Origin of the sequence: Acidovorax sp. NB1, assembly GCF_005405905.1 — a bacterium.
Taxonomy (GTDB): domain Bacteria; phylum Pseudomonadota; class Gammaproteobacteria; order Burkholderiales; family Burkholderiaceae_C; genus Acidovorax.
In genome coordinates this window covers 35,140-51,107 of record NZ_BJHU01000010.1, presented here as the reverse complement: position 1 = coordinate 51,107, position 15,968 = coordinate 35,140, and the positions used below count along the sequence as shown (strand labels likewise).

At 67.1% G+C, this 15,968-nt stretch carries 16 protein-coding genes and 1 riboswitch; of the genes, 4 read left to right on the top strand and 12 right to left on the bottom strand.

Annotated elements, in window-relative coordinates:
* Positions 1 to 120: 120 nt before the first annotated feature.
* The 5 genes from AvAM_RS04620 to otnI all read right to left on the bottom strand — a co-directional run bounded on the left by AvAM_RS04620 (position 121) and on the right by otnI (position 6,816).
* Positions 121 to 645 carry a TlpA disulfide reductase family protein gene (locus AvAM_RS04620; RefSeq protein WP_137745987.1) on the bottom strand — a complete coding sequence of 175 codons (525 nt, stop codon included), beginning with the start codon at positions 643 to 645 and terminating at the stop codon, positions 121 to 123.
* Between the two features lie 61 nt (positions 646 to 706).
* On the bottom strand, positions 707 to 2,197 hold the full coding sequence (locus AvAM_RS04615; RefSeq protein WP_137745986.1) for a M20 family metallopeptidase: 1,491 nt from the start codon (positions 2,195 to 2,197) through the stop codon (positions 707 to 709).
* A 201-nt stretch (positions 2,198 to 2,398) separates the two neighbouring features.
* A complete protein-coding gene (locus AvAM_RS04610; RefSeq protein ID WP_137745985.1) occupies positions 2,399 to 3,658 on the bottom strand; it encodes a GGDEF domain-containing protein in 1,260 nt (419 codons plus the stop codon).
* Between the two features lie 142 nt (positions 3,659 to 3,800).
* Complete coding sequence (locus tag AvAM_RS04605; RefSeq protein WP_249367939.1) at positions 3,801 to 5,825, bottom strand: methyl-accepting chemotaxis protein; 2,025 nt, start codon at positions 5,823 to 5,825, stop codon at positions 3,801 to 3,803.
* Positions 5,826 to 5,988: 163 nt separating this feature from the next.
* On the bottom strand, positions 5,989 to 6,816 hold the full coding sequence (otnI, locus tag AvAM_RS04600; RefSeq protein WP_137745984.1) for a 2-oxo-tetronate isomerase: 828 nt from the start codon (positions 6,814 to 6,816) through the stop codon (positions 5,989 to 5,991).
* A gap of 190 nt (positions 6,817 to 7,006) precedes the next feature.
* On the opposite strand from otnI, the gene AvAM_RS04595 reads away from it, so the two are divergent.
* A complete protein-coding gene (locus tag AvAM_RS04595) occupies positions 7,007 to 7,453 on the top strand; it encodes a MerR family transcriptional regulator (RefSeq protein ID WP_137745983.1) in 447 nt (148 codons plus the stop codon).
* A 62-nt stretch (positions 7,454 to 7,515) separates the two neighbouring features.
* The gene (locus AvAM_RS04590; protein WP_137745982.1) at positions 7,516 to 8,178 is read left to right on the top strand and encodes an NAD(P)H-dependent oxidoreductase; all 663 of its coding nucleotides are present in this window, start codon (positions 7,516 to 7,518) and stop codon (positions 8,176 to 8,178) included.
* Here the strand turns inward: AvAM_RS04590 and AvAM_RS04585 are convergent.
* The 4 genes from AvAM_RS04585 to AvAM_RS04570 all read right to left on the bottom strand — a co-directional run bounded on the left by AvAM_RS04585 (position 8,144) and on the right by AvAM_RS04570 (position 11,801).
* Positions 8,144 to 9,292, bottom strand: coding sequence for a glycerophosphodiester phosphodiesterase (locus AvAM_RS04585; RefSeq protein WP_137745981.1), 1,149 nt, complete (start codon positions 9,290 to 9,292; stop codon positions 8,144 to 8,146). The genes AvAM_RS04590 and AvAM_RS04585 overlap by 35 nt on opposite strands.
* An 83-nt stretch (positions 9,293 to 9,375) precedes the next feature.
* The gene (gene metW / locus AvAM_RS04580; protein ID WP_137745980.1) at positions 9,376 to 9,960 is read right to left on the bottom strand and encodes a methionine biosynthesis protein MetW; all 585 of its coding nucleotides are present in this window, start codon (positions 9,958 to 9,960) and stop codon (positions 9,376 to 9,378) included.
* A complete protein-coding gene (locus AvAM_RS04575; protein WP_137745979.1) occupies positions 9,957 to 11,087 on the bottom strand; it encodes a homoserine O-acetyltransferase in 1,131 nt (376 codons plus the stop codon). Before AvAM_RS04575 ends, metW begins: the two co-directional genes overlap by 4 nt.
* A 144-nt stretch (positions 11,088 to 11,231) precedes the next feature.
* On the bottom strand, positions 11,232 to 11,801 hold the full coding sequence (locus AvAM_RS04570) for a TMEM165/GDT1 family protein (protein WP_137745978.1): 570 nt from the start codon (positions 11,799 to 11,801) through the stop codon (positions 11,232 to 11,234).
* A 12-nt stretch (positions 11,802 to 11,813) separates the two neighbouring features.
* A riboswitch (yybP-ykoY riboswitch) is annotated at positions 11,814 to 11,998 on the bottom strand.
* A 245-nt stretch (positions 11,999 to 12,243) separates the two neighbouring features.
* On the opposite strand from AvAM_RS04570, the gene AvAM_RS04565 reads away from it, so the two are divergent.
* Both AvAM_RS04565 and AvAM_RS04560 read left to right on the top strand, forming a co-directional pair.
* On the top strand, positions 12,244 to 12,651 hold the full coding sequence (locus tag AvAM_RS04565; RefSeq protein WP_108616140.1) for an RNA-binding protein: 408 nt from the start codon (positions 12,244 to 12,246) through the stop codon (positions 12,649 to 12,651).
* 352 nt (positions 12,652 to 13,003) lie between these two features.
* A complete protein-coding gene (locus AvAM_RS04560; protein WP_137745977.1) occupies positions 13,004 to 13,534 on the top strand; it encodes an RNA-binding protein in 531 nt (176 codons plus the stop codon).
* A 300-nt stretch (positions 13,535 to 13,834) separates the two neighbouring features.
* Here AvAM_RS04560 and AvAM_RS04555 read toward each other — a convergent pair whose 3' ends face one another.
* The 3 genes from AvAM_RS04555 to AvAM_RS04545 form a co-directional block, all read right to left on the bottom strand.
* A complete protein-coding gene (locus tag AvAM_RS04555) occupies positions 13,835 to 14,611 on the bottom strand; it encodes an SDR family oxidoreductase (protein WP_137745976.1) in 777 nt (258 codons plus the stop codon).
* A gap of 173 nt (positions 14,612 to 14,784) precedes the next feature.
* A complete protein-coding gene (gene lptC, locus AvAM_RS04550) occupies positions 14,785 to 15,402 on the bottom strand; it encodes an LPS export ABC transporter periplasmic protein LptC (RefSeq protein WP_137745975.1) in 618 nt (205 codons plus the stop codon).
* Complete coding sequence (locus tag AvAM_RS04545) at positions 15,399 to 15,968, bottom strand: HAD family hydrolase (RefSeq protein WP_137745974.1); 570 nt, start codon at positions 15,966 to 15,968, stop codon at positions 15,399 to 15,401. The genes lptC and AvAM_RS04545 overlap by 4 nt, the downstream gene beginning before the upstream one ends.

Sequence of the window (15,968 nt, the reverse complement as noted above, 5' to 3'; positions counted from 1 at the left end):
CTGTCAGGGGGATGGCACGCAGCATACCCCGCGCCTTCCAACTCTCGAAGGACTCAGTGGCAACCCCACCGCTCCAGCCCCAGGCTGCACCGGTTGAGGTCCCGCCTCATCCCGCCCAGCTCAGGCGAGCGAGGTCCACAGGTCGTCCCAGTCTGCGGGCTGGAAGTTGCCCTCTCGCCGCAACACCTGCTGGTGCTGGCGGTTGAGGACATAGTGGGTGGGGCGACGGGTGATGGCGCCAAAGCTGTCCTGATGCCCGGCCGCATTGCGCCAGGCGATGGGAAAGCGTTGTTCTGCTGGCACAGACACTTTCAGCAGTTCGATGTACTGCATGAAGTCCGCACTTTTCTCGTCCATGTTCACGCCGAGCAGCACAAAGTCACGCTGACGGTTGTTGGTGTAGAACTCACGCATGAGCCGGAGTTCGTTGACGCACAGGGCGCAGCCCGCCGTAAAGAAACTCACCAGACTCACCTTACCCGCATAGTCCGCCAAGGCCAGAGGCTTGCCGTCACTGCTGGTACCCGACAGCGTGTGGCGCGGGCCAGGGGAGGCGGCCGCAGGCGCCTGGGCATGCACGAGGGGCTGTACCGCAGCAGCCAGCGTGGTGGCCGCACAGGCATGCAGAAATGCGCGTTTTTCCATGGTTATCAGGGCCTGTTTCGAAAGAGTGGAAGAGCAGCGAAAGCCAGAACAATCGCGCCGGTCAGCCTGCCGCAGCGGCGGCCGCCTGGTGCTGCGCCATGCCGGCAATCACCTGCGCCACGGCAGCGGTGAGCTTCTTGGCATAGGGCACGTGCAAAAACTCGTTGGGGCCGTGCGCGTTGCTCTTGGGGCCCAGCACGCCGCAGACCATCATCTGCGCGGTGGGGAAGCCTTCGCTGAGCATATTCATGAGCGGGATGGTGCCGCCCTGGCCGATGTAGCCGCAGGGCGCGCCAAAGTGGGCCTGCGACGCATCGTTGAGCGCCTGCTCGAACCAGGGCGTGGTGCTGGGCGCATTCCAGCCCGTGGCGCCGCTCGTGCCCTGGAAGGTGACCTTGGCCTGGTAGGGCGCGTTGTCTTCGAGCAGGGCTTTCAGCTCCTGCACCGCAGAGGCTGCGTCCACGAGGGGCGGCAGGCGCAGGCTGAGCTTGAAGGCGGTGTAGGGGCGCAGCACGTTGCCCGCGTCCTGCAGCGCGGGGAAGCCTTCGGCGCCGGTCACGGAGAGCGTGGGCTCCCAGGTGCGCTTGAGCAGGGCCTGCAGCGGGTCGGTGGTGGTGGGCAGCGCAAAGGTGGTGGAGCCGCCGCAGTCGTAGTGCGCCCAGGGGAAGCGCTTGTACACCTCTTCGCCCAGGATGCCCGCCGTGGCGCGGGCCTGGGCGAGGCGGTCGGCGGGCACTTCGCAATGGAAGCTCTGGGGCAGCAGGCGGCCGGTCTTGCTGTCTTCCAGGCGGTCGAGCACCTGGCGCATGATGCGGAACGACGAGGGCACCAGGCCCGAGGCGTCGCCGGAGTGGATGCCTTCGGTGAGGATCTCGACCTTGAGCGTGCCGGTGGCCATGCCACGCAGGCTGGTGGTGAGCCACAGCTGGTCGTAGTTGCCCGCGCCCGAATCCAGGCACACCACCAGCGCCACGTTGCCCATGCGGGGCTTGAGGGCCTCGATGTAGGGCAGCAGGTCGCGCGAGCCGCTTTCCTCGCAGGTCTCGATCAGGCCGACGATGCGCGGGTGGGGCACGTTCTGGCGCTTCAACTCTTGCACGGCGGCGATGCTGGCATAGACCGCGTAGCCGTCGTCGGCACCGCCCCGGCCGTAGAGCTTGCCGTCTTCGTACTTGGGCGTCCAGGGGCCGAGGTCGTTGCGCCAGCCGCTGAACTCGGGCTGCTTGTCGAGGTGGCCGTACATGAGCACGGTGTCGGTGGCGCCTGCCTGGGTGGCGTCGATTTCAAAGAACAGCACTGGCGTGCGGCCTTCCAGGCGCACCACTTCGAGCTTCAGGCCTTCGACCTTCTGCGACTCAACCCACGCGGCGGCGTTGCGCACCACGGTGTCGAGCAGGCCCTGCGCGGCCCAGTCGGGCGAGAACATGGGTGACTTGGCGGGGATGGCAATGTAGTCGGTGAGCTGGCCCAGGATGTCGTTGTCCCAGGCCTGGCTGACCCTTTCGAGGGCCAGGGCGGGTTGCAGGGCGTGGGCGGGGACTCGGGCGTTCATGGACAGCTCTCCTGGATGTGGGGGGTGGGAACCTGGGGGCGGCCTCATGCAGGTCGCGCCGGGGGCCCGCAGGTTCTTGTGGACCAAAACCAGCATTCCAACACAACACCTGCGCGCGTGCCACGGGACGCTGCCATACACCTGCGCAAGGTTCTGCTGCGCCGCAGCACGGGCCCTGCCTCTGCCGGGCGACCGCAGCACTCAGTACCGGGAGACGGGATGGGTTTCGGGGTTGTCCAGGGCGGCACGCTGCGCGGACGGGCGGCGCAGGCCTGTGGCCACCTCCACCCGGTTGCGGCCGTTTTCCTTGGCCTGGTAGAGCGCGCGGTCGGCGGCGGCGATCAGCATGTCCCAGCTGTCGCCCGACTCCAGGCGGCCGCCGAACACGCCAATGCTCACGGTGACGGCAATGCTGGTGCCCCCGCCGGACTCGGGGCGGGAGTCGCTGGCCCCTTCGGTGGCGCCCACGCGGCAGCGCGATTCGGCCACCGCACGGCACAGCTCGCGCGCCAGCTGTTCGGCGCCCAGCAGCGTGGTGTCGGGCAGCAGCACCATGAATTCCTCGCCGCCGTAGCGGCCCACCAGATCCTGTGCACGCACGCGGCCACGCAGCACATTGACCACATGGCACAGCACCTGGTCGCCCACCGGGTGGCCGTAGCGGTCGTTCACGCGCTTGAAGTGGTCGATGTCCACCATCATGAGGGCGATGGGCTCGCGCGTGCGCACGGCGCGCGAGACATCGCGGTCCAGCGCCGAGATCAGCGAGCGGCGGTTGGCCACGCCGGTGAGCGGGTCGATGGCCGCCATGATGCGGTTGTTCTCGTCGGCCCGGTCGCGCGCCATGAACACAAACCCCATGGAGCTGATGAGCACCACCGAAAACGTGGCCAGAAAGGTGAGCGTCTGCAGCGCGCTGGCCTGCAGAATGCCGGAGGCCACAGCCGTGCTGCTCAGGGCCAGCAGGGCGCGGCCGCTGAGCACGGCGGCCTCCAGCCCCAGTCCCGCCACCAGCAGCCACTGACCCCGTCCCACTGCGGCATCGCGGCGCTGAAGTGCCGTGGCCAGGGCCCACACCGCCTGCAGGCCAATCACCAGACCCACAAAACTCACGCGCGCCGGAAAGTTGTCGATGAAGGCAATCACAAAGCCGGTGACCAGCACCGGCGGCGCCACGAGCAAAGGCCACCGGGCAGGCTGCCCCTGGAACTGGTGGATCGCCGCGATCATGCCCACAAACACGCAAGACAGCAGCACGTTACCCAGCACCACCGACAGCACGTCAGGCACCACGCCCCGCAGCATGATGAGGCCGTGCCCGATGGCGTTGACCAGCAGGGCCGCCGCCCAGCGCCCCAGGCCGTCGCGTCGGCGCCCCCAGCCCACCACGGCCATGGAGGCGGCCATCATGAGCGAGCTGACAATGATCATTGCCAGCATGGTGGGAACGTGGGCTGCCATGGAGCGCTGGGGGCCTGTGGGTGGTGAGGGCGGTGGGTCAGCCCAGCATAAACCAAGCGGCGCGGCGCGCGAAACACCAATGTGCCACCCCGGTGGCAACAAGGAAGGCGCGGCGGGGCATCACCATCCCCGCTACGGTGCCTCAGTGCAGCTGCGCGGGTTCGCGCGCTGTGCGGGCATGGGTGGAGGTGCTGCCGGGCGCCTGCAGCGCGGGCTGGTCGGGCGGGGCATCGCCCGCGCCGTGCCGCAGCTTGAATACCTGCACCGCGCCCGCCAAGCGTGTGGCCTGCTCGCGCAGGCTCTGGGCGGCGGCGGCCGATTGCTCCACCAGCGCGGCGTTCTGCTGCGTCATCTGGTCGAGCTGGTTCACGGCGGTGTTGACCTGGCCGATGCCGTCCGACTGCTCGCCCGAGGCCGCCGTGATCTCGCCAATGATGTCGCCCACACGTTTGACCGAGCCCACGATCTCGTCCATGGTGCTGCCCGCGTTCTGCACCAGGCGCGCGCCCGATTCCACGCGCTCCACCGAGGCACCGATGAGCGCCTTGATCTCGCGCGCGGCCTCGGCGCTGCGCCCGGCGAGGTTGCGCACCTCGCTGGCCACCACGGCAAAGCCCCGGCCCTGTTCGCCTGCACGCGCGGCTTCCACGGCCGCGTTCAGCGCCAGGATGTTGGTCTGAAACGCAATCGAATCGATCACACCGATGATGTCGGCGATCTTGCGCGAGCTTTGGTTGATGTCGCCCATGGTGGTGACCACCTCGCCCACCACCTGGCCGCCGCGTGCGGCCACCTCGGCGGCGGTGCTGGCCAGCTGGTTGGCTTGGCGCGCAGCATCGGCCGACTGGCGCACCGTGGCGGTGAGCTGGTCCATGCTCTGCGCGGTCTGCGCCAGGCTGCTGGCCGTGGCCTCAGTGCGGGCCGACAGGTCCTGGTTGCCGCTGGCGATCTCGGCGCTGGCGGTGCTGATGCTGTCCACCGCGTTGCGCACCTGCTGCAGCATCTGGGTGTAGCGCTGGCGCATGCCCTCCACCTCTTGCACCAGCGCGCCGATCTCGTCGCGCCGCGTGGTGCGGAAGGCCTCGGTCAGGTCGCCCTGCGCCACCAGCGTGATGGCCTGGGTCAGGTCCTGCAGCGGGCGGCTCACGCCCCGGCGCAGCATCACGAACAGGCCGATGGCCAGCAGCACCACGGCCACGGCCATCAGGCCCCACACGGCCAGCGTCACGCGCCGCTGGCTGGCCATGGCCTCACCGTCGGCCACCTCGGCCACCACCCACCAGCCGCCGCTGGTCTTGCGCACCAGCGCCCAGGGGTCGGTGGCGCCCGCACCCAGCACGGGGGCGGCCTCGCGCACAAAGCCGTCTTGCGACGCGGCCAGGGCCTCGAAGAAGGGGCGCGCCTGCGGGTAGGCCTCCAGCACACGCTTGCCGCGTGCCGTGGGGTGGTACACAAACACCGCCTTGTCGAGCGAGGTGCCTGGGTTGATCACATAGGTGCCACCATGCTCGAAAAATTTGGTCTGCGTGACCTGCTTTTGCAGCATGGCGTGGAACACGCTGATGTCGTTGCCGATGAACAGCAGCGCAATCACCTTGCCTGCGGCGTCCTTGGCGGGCAGATAGTGGCCCATGAAGGGCTTGCCACCCGCCACCGTGACGCCCGTGTAGGGCTCACCCTTGGACACCGTGGCATAGGCCGGGTCGTCCTTGCCCAGCGGTGTGCCCTGCTGGCGCTCGCCCTTGTCGTTTTTGACCGAGGTGGTGATGCGGATGAAGTCGTCGCCCTTCTTGGCAAACACCGTGGCGATGCCGCCGGTTTCGTTGGCGAATTTATCGACCGAGCCGTAGTCCTCGTTGACCAGCGCGCCGTAGCTGCGCAACTCGCCCGAGGCCTCGTCGAGCTGCATGGTGGCCTCGAAGTAGCGCTGGAAACCCTTCATGGTGAGCTGCACCAGCTCGCGGTTGGTGTTGTCGGCCGCATCCAGCGACTGCGCCACGCTCTGCGCCGTGTCGCCCACGCTGGCCACCACCTGCGCGCGGGTGCTGCGCTCGGTCAGCACGGCAATGGCCAAACCCACCAACACCAGGACCAGTGCCACCAGCCCAATGGCGGCCAGCGTGACCTGCCGCGCGACGGAACGGTTGTTGGCCAGGGATGCTGCCATGGGGGATGTCTCCTGCGGGTGAATACGAATGCACAAAGCCGGCTGGGCCGGTCTGCTCTGAATCTACGGCCAGAGCCTTGTTACATTCATTCACGCATTCCCTTACGCAATTGCGCGGACTGGAGGCCCGGGGCAATTGCGCTTAAAGGTGCTGTGCGTGGGGTCAGCGCTCTGCAGACCCCGCCAGCGCCCGGTCCCGCCATACCAGTCCCGCCGAGGTATCGGCCGCCGGGCGGTATTCACACCCCACCCAGCCGCTGTAGCCCAGCGCGTCCAGCGTCTCGAACAGGAATGGGTAGTGCAGCTCGCCCCGGTCGGGCTCGTGGCGGCCCGGCACGCCCGCGATCTGGACATGCGCCACGCGGCCCGTGGGCAGGTAGCGCTGCAGCTTGGTGGCCACATCACCCTCCACGATCTGGCAGTGGTACAGGTCCATCAGCACCTGGAGGTTGTCGGCCTGCACGGCATCGAGCAGCTCGTGAGCATGGTCCTGGCGGTTCAAGAAATAGCGCGGCACATCGCGCAGGTTGATGGGCTCGATCAGGATCTCGTGGCCCGCGCGCGCGGCCTCGGCCGCCGCCCAGCGCAGGTTGCCTGCGCACAGGTCCTTGAGCGATTCGCGCTCCACGCCCGGCGGCACGATGCCCGCGAGCACATGGATGCGCGGGCAGCCCAGCGCCTCGGCATAGCGCAGCGCCTGCTGCACGCCCGCACGGAACTCGGCCTCGCGCCCGGGCAGCGCAGCCGTGCCCCGCGCGCCTTGCTCCCAGGCCGTGGCCATGGCGGCGGGGTCCATCCCGCCGGCCGGGGCGTTCATTAGCACCAGCTGCAGGCCATGGTCCGCCAGCCGCGCGGCCACCTCGGCAGGCGCAAAGGCATATGGGAACTGGCACTCCACCGCCGTGAACCGGTCGCGCGCCGCAGCGGCAAAGCGGTCCAGGAAGGGCAGCTCGGGGTACATCAGGCTCAGGTTGGCAGCAAACTGGGGCATGGCGGGTGGGGGCGGGGGCCCAAGACAACAAGGAACGCAAGGAGAACGCGGCAGCTTATCCTGCACAGCGCGCACACCCTCGCACACCGAACCAAAATACAAGCAAAAAGGCCGTCTGCGCGCGATGGATATGTCTTTATAGCTATATATTTAATAGCAACAAACTCAACCCACAGAACGCTCGCCCCACATGCGCATCGGAGAACTCGCCCACCGCACCGGCACCACGCCCAAGGCCATCCGCCTGTACGAAGCGCGGGGCCTGATGGGTTCCGTGGCGCGTGCGGGCAGCTACCGCCACTATGGCGAGGCGGACGTGGCGCGCGTGTTGCTGATCCGCCAGGCCCAGGCTCTGGGCTTTCGGCTGGCCGAGCTGGATGGCCTGCCCCACATGGACACCACCGCTGGCTGGGAGCGCATGGCGCAGCTGGTGGCCCGGCGCCGCGCCGCCGTGGCGCAGCAGCTGGCCCGGCTGGCCGCGCTGGATGCCCAACTGGCCGGGCTGGAGACCGAGCTGCACACCTGCGACACGCTGGCCGTGCCCGCCACGCCCCAGGCCTGCGTGGCGCCCAGCGCGCTGGCGGCCCCGGGGCCGCTGCCGCGTTCCACTTTCACTCCATCTGATCTGACCGCTTGACTCTGCCCCGTGGGGCAAGGTGAGCATGCCGCCATCAACAACTTCTGTGTGATGGAGATTCCGTGGCAAAGCAACACATTCTGGTCATCCTGGGCCATCCCGCCGCCAAGAGCCTGTGCGCCGGCATGGCACACGCCTATGCCGACGGTGCACGGCAGGCGGGCGCCGAGGTGCGCTTTCTGGACCTGGGGCAGCTCGCGTTCAACCCCTTGTTCCAGGGCTATGGCGCAGCGCAGCCGCTGGAGCCCGACCTGCTGGCCGCGCAGGCCGACATCACCTGGGCGGACCACCTGGTGTGGGTCTACCCCATCTGGTGGGGCGCCATGCCTGCGCTGCTCAAGGGTTTTATCGACCGCGTGCTGCTGCCGGGCTATGCGTTCAAGTACCGCCCGGGCTCGTCGCTGTGGGACAAGCTGCTGGCCGGGCGCTCGGCCGAGCTGCTGGTGACCATGGACTCGCCGCCCTGGTACTTCCGCTGGGTCACGCGCATGCCGGGGCACCACCAGATGAAGAAGGCCATCCTGGAGTTCTGCGGCATCCGGCCGGTGCGTGTGCACAGCTTTGGCCCGGTGCGCAGCGCCAGCACCGAGCGCCTGGCGCAGTGGGTGGGCGCGGCACGCGAGCTGGGCGCGCGGCAGGCCCGGCGCGCGCCACCGGACCGCAGCGCACGGCCGGTGGCGCCGCCCTCGGCTACGGCTTCGGCGACACCTTCGACGACCCCGTGAAGGCCGACACCGCGGCCCGGCCCACGGCCGGGTCGTCGGTGAAGAAGCCGTCGATGCCCGCACGCAGGTAGGCCGTGATCTCGGCCACGCTGTCGCCGCGTTGGGTGCCATCGGTGGCGGGCGCCTTTTTCAGCCCGGCGGGCAGGAAGGCGTTTTCGGGCCGCAGCGTCCAGATGTGCACGCCCAGGCCTTCGGCACGGGCACGCGCCACCAGCGGGGTGGGCTCGCCCGGCACGCCGTCCTTGACCGGCACCACCAGCGTCTTGAATGGGCCGATGGCGTTGGCGTAGGTGGCCACCTGCTTCAGGCCATCGGGCGTGATCAGGTCGGCATAGGCGCGTGTGTTGGCCGCGCCCTGCGCCACAAAGTCATAGGGCCGCCCGGAAGGCGCGACCAGTTGCACCAGGCGCACGCTGCTGAGCTTGCGGATCGCCTGCAGGTTGGACACTTCGAAGGACTGCACGAACACGGGCGCGTCCTTGTGGTTCCAGCCGTTCTTCTCCAGCGCTGCCAGCAACGGTGCCTCCAGCGGCAGGCCGATGGACTGGAAATAGGTGGGGTGTTTGGTCTCGGGGTAGATGCCGATGGTCCTGCCCGTCTTCGCGCTCTGGGCCTTGGCCAGGTCGATCACCTCCTGCAAGGTGGGCACTTCGAACTGGCCGTTGTAGGCCACGTTGGCCGGGCGCTGCGCGGGGATGCGCTCGCGGGCACGCAGGGTTTTCAGCTCGGCCAGCGTGAAGTCTTCGGTAAACCAGCCGGTGATGGCCTGGCCGTCGATGGTCTTGGTGGCTTTGCGGCCCGCAAACTCGGGGCGGTCCACCACGTCGGTGGTGGCTTCCTTCACCGAGCCGTCGGCGTTCAGGATGGCGATCGCGTTCTCGTGCCGGGCCACCAGCACGCCGTCCTTGGTGATCACCAGGTCGGGCTCGATGATGTCGGCGCCGTCGTCAATGGCCTTCTGGTACGCGGCCAGCGTGTGCTCGGGCCGCAGGGCCGAAGCGCCCCGGTGGGCAATCACGGTGGGGGTGGGCGGCCAGGCCTGGGCCACGGCGCCCAGCGCCCAGGTGGTGAGCAGCGCGGCAGCGGTCACGGCGCGCAGTGCAATGCGTTTCATGCGGGTCTCCTACAAACGGAGCCCGCACCTTAGCCGATGCGGTTGACAGCGGCGTGTCGCCAGGGCGCACACACCCACAAGGGCTATGCGTGTTCGAAGTGAAAGACGGCCGTGCCCGCGCGCGCGTTGGGGAGCCAGCGCACCTCTTGCCCATCCTGCAGCCCGAAGGAGTCGAGGATGCGCAGGCTGTTCTTGGTGGCCAGCACCTCGAAGTCCTTGTACGTGCCCACACGGATGTTGGGCGTGTCGTACCACTGGTAGGGCAGGCGCCGCGTGACCGGCATGCGCCCGCGCAGAATGGACAGGCGGTTGGGCCAGTGCGCAAAGTTGGGGAAGGCCACCACACCGGTGCGGCCCACACGCGCCGTTTCGCGCAGCATGGTTTCGGCATTGCGCAAATGCTGCAGCGTGTCGATCTGCAGCACCACGTCAAAGCTGTTGTCGTCGAACATGGCCAGCCCCTCGTCGAGGTTGAGCTGGATAACATCCACCCCGCGCTGCACGCAGGCCAGCACGTTGGCGTCGTCGATCTCCACACCATAGCCGCTGCAGCCGCGTTCGCGCTGCAGGTAGTCGAGCATGGCGCCGTTGCCACAGCCCAGGTCGAGCACGCGCGAACCAGAAGGCACCAGGCGCGCCAGGGCTTGCATTGCCGCTTTGTCCGTCATGCTTGCAACTCCTTGGCAATGCTATCGAAGTAAGAGCGCATCACGCCCATGTAACGCGCGTCATCGAGCAAAAAAGCATCATGCCCATGGGGCGCGTCGATCTCGGCGTAGCTCACGCTGCGGCGGTTGTCGAGCAAGGCCTTGACGATCTCGCGGCTGCGCTTGGGCGAAAACCGCCAGTCGGTGGTAAAGCTCACGAGCAGGAACTTCGCCGTGGCGCGGGCGAGCGCACGCGTGAGGTTGCCGTCATGCGCGCGGGCAGGGTCGAAGTAGTCCAGTGCGCGGGTGATCAGCAGGTAGGTGTTGGCGTCGAAGTAGTCGCTGAACTTGTCGCCCTGGTAGCGCAGGTAGCTTTCGATCTGGAACTCGATGTCCTGCGTGCTGTATTTCAGCTCCAGACCCTCCCTCAGCTGGCGTCCGAACTTCTCGTTCATCACGTCGTCGCTGAGGTAGGTGATGTGGCCGATCATGCGCGCGATGCGCAGGCCGCGCTTGGGGATCACGCCGTGGCGGTAGAAGTGCCCGCCGTGGAAGTCCGGGTCGGTCACGATGGCGCGGCGGGCCACCTCGTTGAAGGCGATGTTCTCGGCCGTGAGGTTGGGCGCGCTGGCCACCACCACGGCGTGGAGCATGCGCTCGGGGTACTGCAACGTCCAGCTGAGCGCCTGCATGCCGCCCAGGCTGCCGCCCAGCACGGCGGCCAGTTGCGCGATGCCCAGGCGATCGAGCAGGCGGGCCTGGGCGTTGACCCAATCCTCCACCGTGACCACCGGGAAGTCCGCGCCGTAGACCTCGCCCGTGTCGGGGTGCTGGTGCATCGGGCCGGTGGAGCCGAAGCACGAGCCCAGGTTGTTCACGCCGATGACGAAGAAGCGGTCGGTGTCCACGGGCTTGCCGGGGCCGATCATGTTGTCCCACCAGCCCTCGCTTTTGTCCTGCCCCGCGTAGACGCCAGCCACGTGGTGCGAGGCGTTGAGCGCATGGCACACGAGCACGGCGTTCGAGCGGTCGGCATTGAGCGTACCGTAGGTCTCGTAGGCCAGGTGGTAGTCACGGATCGACGCGCCGCTTTGCAGCGGGAGCACCTCCGGGAAATGCATGGACTGGGGTGTGGCAAAAAACGACATAAAAAAACCCGGCGTCGCTAAAAACGAGGCCGGGCTGATGTGTCGGACGGGTCTTTAGCAGGATTTATAAAGCGCCCGCAAGCTGTGGCAAATCGGCGCGTTCGGCAAATATACCAAAACCGAAAACGTCGACCACTGCGTCTGTCAGCTGCCCATGGGCGCAAAGATCGCCAGCAGCCCCAGCACCAGGAAGATCACGGCCGACACCACATGCACAGCGCGGATCGGCACGCGGCGTGTGATGCGCTCGCCCAGCCACACCACAGGCGCGTTGGCGATCATCATCCCGAGCGTGGTGCCCGCCACCACCCACAGGTAGGCGTTGTACTGCGCAGCCAGCATCACGGTGGCAATCTGGGTCTTGTCACCCATCTCGGCCAGGAAGAAAGCGACCACGGTGGTGCCGAACACACCCCAGCGCGGCGAGCCGTCGGCCTCGCCTTCGTCGAGCTTGTCGGGGATCAGCATCCAGATCGCCATGGCGATGAACGACGCGCCCAGAATCCAGCGAAGCACCTGCGGCCCCACAAAGGTGGTGACCCACGCGCCCACAGCCCCGGCCAGGCCGTGGTTGACCAGCGTGGCGACCAGGATGCCGAGCACGATGGGCCAGGGTTTGCGGAAGCGGGCAGCGAGCACCAGCGCCAGAAGCTGCGTCTTGTCGCCCATTTCGGCGAGCGCGACGATGGCGGTGGAGATGAAAAACGGTTCCATGTGGGGGTCCTATCCGGCCGGATGGGTGGAAAACGCATTGACTGCACCCCGACTCCGGCCATGTGGATCGGTTTGCAGTCAATGGTCTCGCCCAGCTAAAAAGCCGCATACGCCATAGGCCCAACGGGCCCAAGTTTGTTGACGCATGCCCCCGGCGCATTGCACAGCCGGGCGGGCTACTCCCCAAAGACCCCGCGATTTTACCCTATGGTTTGCCCGGGGATTGGCTTCAAAACCACGCAAATCGCCTGTTTTGGGGCATCCGGCCCAGAAATAAACACCCACACTGCCCATAAAGTGATTGATAATGGGTTCGCTTTTCTGCTTGCAGAAGGGCAGCTAACTTAGCGGTGATTGGTCAGTTTCGCGTCTTTGAAGTCGTCACAGGTTTGTTGATTGCGTCGGGCTCCATCGCGTTTTCATGTTTTTTCAGGAGTCCTTCATGGGCAACAAACTCTACGTGGGCAACCTGCCCTATTCCTTCCGCGACCAAGATCTGGAACAAACCTTCAGCCAGTTCGGCTCCGTGGGCAGCGCCAAGGTCATGATGGAACGTGACACCGGCCGCTCCAAGGGTTTCGGCTTTGTCGAAATGGGCAGCGATGCTGAAGCCCAAGCCGCCATCCAAGGCGTGCATGGCCAAAACTTCGGCGGCCGTGACCTCGTGGTCAACGAAGCCCGTCCTATGGAGCCCCGCGCTCCCCGTAGCGGTGGCTTCGGTGGCGGCAATGGCGGCGGCGGTTACGGCGGTGGCCGTAGCGGCGGTGGTGGTGGCTACGGCGGCGGCGGTTACGGCGGTGGCCGTGAAGGCGGCGGTGGCGGCTACGGCGGTGGCCGCGGCGGTTACTAAAAAGACCTTTTCAGCAGGCCCTTGCGCCTGCTGATGGCAAACAAGGAGCCTTCGGGCTCCTTTTTTTATGGCCTGTCCCTCCCACAACGAGCCCCTTCTTTGACGGGCGCCAAGGCCGGCAACGGCCGCGCTTGAAGGCCATTTCTTGCGCGCGCGCAGCATGGGCGCCACAGCGCACATCACCGCTTGCTTTTTCCACAAAAGTGTGGCGCATAATGGGTTGGCGGGGCTTTTTCCTGCTTTCCAAGTTTGCGGTGATCCGTCAGTTTCGCGCTGAGAGCGTCATTGAGATTAGCTGGCTGCGTTTTCGGGACTCCATCGCTTTATCCATGTGTTTTTGAGGAGTCCCTCGATGGGCAACAAACTGTACGTCGGCAACCTGCCTTACTCCGTGCGCGACAGCGATCTGGAACAGGCTTTTGGCCAATTCGGCGCGGTCACCAGTGCCAAGGTCATGATGGAGCGAGACACGGGCCGTTCCAAGGGCTTTGGCTTTGTGGAAATGGGCAGCGACGCAGAAGCCCAGGCAGCCATCAATGGCATGAACGGCCAGCCCCTGGGTGGCCGTTCCATCGTGGTCAATGAAGCCCGTCCCATGGAGCCCCGCCCCCCCCGCAGTGGTGGTTTTGGCGGCGGCGGTGGTGGCGGCTACGGCGGCGGTGGCCGCAGTGGTGGTGGCGGCGGTTACGGCGGTGGCCGTGAAGGCGGCGGTGGTGGCTACGGTGGCGGTGGCCGCGATGGCGGCGGCGGTTACGGTGGTGGCGGCGGCCGCGGCGAAGGCGGTTTCCGCAGCCCCTACGGCTCCGGCTCGCGCAACGGCGGTGGCGGCGGTCGCAATGGTGGTGGCGGCGGCTACGGCGGCGGTGGCAACGGCGGCTACTGAACCTCGCAGATACTGCATTCTTGAAAAAAAGCTCCTTCGGGAGCTTTTTTCATGGCGGGGCCGCTTCAGAGTGAAAAGTGCGCCCTTGGGGAGCGGGGGGCGTCTTCCATGCCACTGCGTGACGAGCTCGAACTCCGTGGTCCCGTCTTCGCAGGGCGGAACGAAACGGCCAATACCCCCACCGGGTGCGACCCCAGCCAGCACTCCCGCGCAAGGGCTGCCAAGCCGCGCATGCAGCGCTTTGCTTGCGGGCGCCGGGAGCGCCCCCCTGCGGGGGAAGGCGCACAGCGCCTCAGGGGGCTACTCGCCTTCTCGGCGTTTGCGCGGGCGTCCAGCCAGCACCTTGTCGAACACGGCATTGGGCAGCAGGCGCAGCAGCTTGGCCACCACGCCCATCTGCCAGGGGATGACCCGGTAAGTCACACCCGCTGTGATGGCGCGGTAGGCGCGGTCGGCAAAATCCCCGGGCTGCATCAGGAAGGGCATGCCGTAGCGGTTCTTCTGGGTCAGCGGCGTGTCGATGTAGCCGGGCGATAGGGTGACCACCCGCACGCCATGCGGGCGCATTTCGCCACGCAGGGCTTCGCAGTAGCTGATGACGGCCGCCTTGCTAGCGCAGTAGGCGCCGTGCCCCGGCAGGCCCCGGATGCCCGCCACGCTGCCGATGCCCACCAGCGTGCCGCTGCCGCGCAGCACCATGCCGTCCACAAAGGGCTGGAAGGTGGCGGCCATGCCGATGTTGTTGGTGGCAAAGGTGCGCGCCATCACCTCAATATCACCGCGCACGGCGGTGTCCATTCCCACGCTGATGCCGGCATTGGCGATAACCACATCCGGGACGCCCTGGCGTGCCAGGCAGGCCTGGCCTGCGGCCACGATGCTGTCGGTCACTGCCACATCAGCACTATAAATTTCATAGCTATCAGCGCTTATCCCTTGCGCGGTAGCCCATGTTTTCACCTCTTCTGTGCGGCGCGCGGCCAGGGCCAGCCGATAGCCTGCCTGGTGAAAGCGCAGTGCCAGCGCCTGGCCAATGCCGCTGGACGCGCCGGTGATGAAAACAAGGGGTGTGGTCATCTCAGTTATCCGTTGTGCTGTGAATCACCCACGGCGCGTGAAACTGGCGCGCACCATGCGCGGGCAGCAGCGCAAGGGCCGCCCCGCCCCGCCCCGCTGGCTGCGTCCCCCTCCCCCTAGCGCGAAGCGCGTAGAGAGAAGGGGGAAGGCGCGAAGCGACTCAGGGAGTTGTCTCATTTCTTGCCCGGCAGGATCATGCCGCGCACGCGCCCGCGCAATTGCAGCACCTGGTCGAGGTTGTCGTACTCCATGCCATCGGCCGTGAAGCGGTCGTTGCCCCGCGTGAGCGTGACAGGCTGGTCGGACCGCACGCGCTCGGTGTTGGTGAAGGCATGCAGGAACTCGCCACGGAACTCCAGGCGCGGCTGCGCTGGCGCCCCGGGTTTGGCGGGCAGGGGCTCGCGGGTCACGACGGCGTTGCCAAACAGCTGCACCTCCGAGCCATCGGCATTGCTCAACGCACGGTTGGCGGTCGCCACGGTGAGCCGGCCGTCAAGGCCGATCGAGCGCATGCGGACCCGGTCGATCTCCAGCGTGTCCGTGTCGGGGTAGTGCCGCGCTTCAATGCCTTGCACTTCGCTCTGCAGGCGGCCTGTGGCATCGAACGTCTTCACCGAAAAGGACTTCATGAAATAGTCCGGCTGGTGCTTCACGGGCCGGTCGATGGCGGGCAGCTGCGGCATGGGCGCGTTGCGCACCAGCCACCAGGTGCCCAGGGCCAGCAGGCCCATCAGCAGCACGGGCAGGTAGATCGAGAGCTGGTCCCAGCCCTGGCGGATCACACGGATCATGCGGTGTAGTCCGCCAGCAGTGCGGCATAGCGGCCCGTGGCCACCAGCAGCAGGTCGCACAGCTCACGCGCCGCACCGTCGCCCCCGCGCGCCTGGGTCACGAAGTGGGCCGCATGGCGCACCTCGGTCTGGGCGTTGGCAGGTGCGCACGCAAACGCGCTGCGGCGCATGACAGGCAGGTCGGGCCAGTCGTCGCCCATGGCCGCCGCCTGCGACCAGTTCAGGCCCAGGGTGGCCAACATCTGCTCGGCGGCAGGGCGTTTGTCTTCGGTGCCGAACACCGCGTGCTCCACGCCCAGGGCCTTGAGGCGCACACGCAGCGGAGCGGAGTCGCGGCCGGTAATCACGGCGGGGGTGATGCCCGCTTTTTGCAGCAGCTTGAGACCGTGGCCGTCCAGCGTGTTGAAGCGCTTGATCGTCTCGCCCGCTTCGCTGAAGTACAGGCTGCCGTCGGTGAGCACCCCGTCCACGTCGAAAAAGGCCACGCGCACGCCCTGGGCGCGCAGCAGCAGTTCGGGGTCGATCTGCAGGGCGGGGGAGGGAGAGGTCTGCGGAACCATCGCCAT

Bases quoted from the DNA above. Each gene is read 5' to 3' on its own strand.
- AvAM_RS04615 (WP_137745986.1), bottom strand. From the start codon at position 2,197: ATGAACGCCCGAGTCCCCGCCCACGCCCTGCAACCCGCCCTGGCCCTC.
- otnI (WP_137745984.1), bottom strand. From the start codon at position 6,816: ATGCCCCAGTTTGCTGCCAACCTGAGCCTGATGTACCCCGAGCTGCCC.
- AvAM_RS04560 (WP_137745977.1), top strand. From the start codon at position 13,004: ATGGGCAACAAACTGTACGTCGGCAACCTGCCTTACTCCGTGCGCGAC.
- AvAM_RS04570 (WP_137745978.1), bottom strand. From the start codon at position 11,801: ATGGAACCGTTTTTCATCTCCACCGCCATCGTCGCGCTCGCCGAAATG.
- AvAM_RS04555 (WP_137745976.1), bottom strand. From the start codon at position 14,611: ATGACCACACCCCTTGTTTTCATCACCGGCGCGTCCAGCGGCATTGGC.
- AvAM_RS04610 (WP_137745985.1), bottom strand. From the start codon at position 3,658: ATGGCAGCCCACGTTCCCACCATGCTGGCAATGATCATTGTCAGCTCG.
- AvAM_RS04565 (WP_108616140.1), top strand. From the start codon at position 12,244: ATGGGCAACAAACTCTACGTGGGCAACCTGCCCTATTCCTTCCGCGAC.
- AvAM_RS04620 (WP_137745987.1), bottom strand. From the start codon at position 645: ATGGAAAAACGCGCATTTCTGCATGCCTGTGCGGCCACCACGCTGGCT.
- AvAM_RS04545 (WP_137745974.1), bottom strand. From the start codon at position 15,968: ATGGCGATGGTTCCGCAGACCTCTCCCTCCCCCGCCCTGCAGATCGAC.
- metW (WP_137745980.1), bottom strand. From the start codon at position 9,960: ATGACGGACAAAGCGGCAATGCAAGCCCTGGCGCGCCTGGTGCCTTCT.
- AvAM_RS04575 (WP_137745979.1), bottom strand. From the start codon at position 11,087: ATGTCGTTTTTTGCCACACCCCAGTCCATGCATTTCCCGGAGGTGCTC.
- lptC (WP_137745975.1), bottom strand. From the start codon at position 15,402: ATGATCCGTGTGATCCGCCAGGGCTGGGACCAGCTCTCGATCTACCTG.
- AvAM_RS04585 (WP_137745981.1), bottom strand. From the start codon at position 9,292: ATGAAACGCATTGCACTGCGCGCCGTGACCGCTGCCGCGCTGCTCACC.
- AvAM_RS04595 (WP_137745983.1), top strand. From the start codon at position 7,007: ATGCGCATCGGAGAACTCGCCCACCGCACCGGCACCACGCCCAAGGCC.
- AvAM_RS04605 (WP_249367939.1), bottom strand. From the start codon at position 5,825: ATGGCAGCATCCCTGGCCAACAACCGTTCCGTCGCGCGGCAGGTCACG.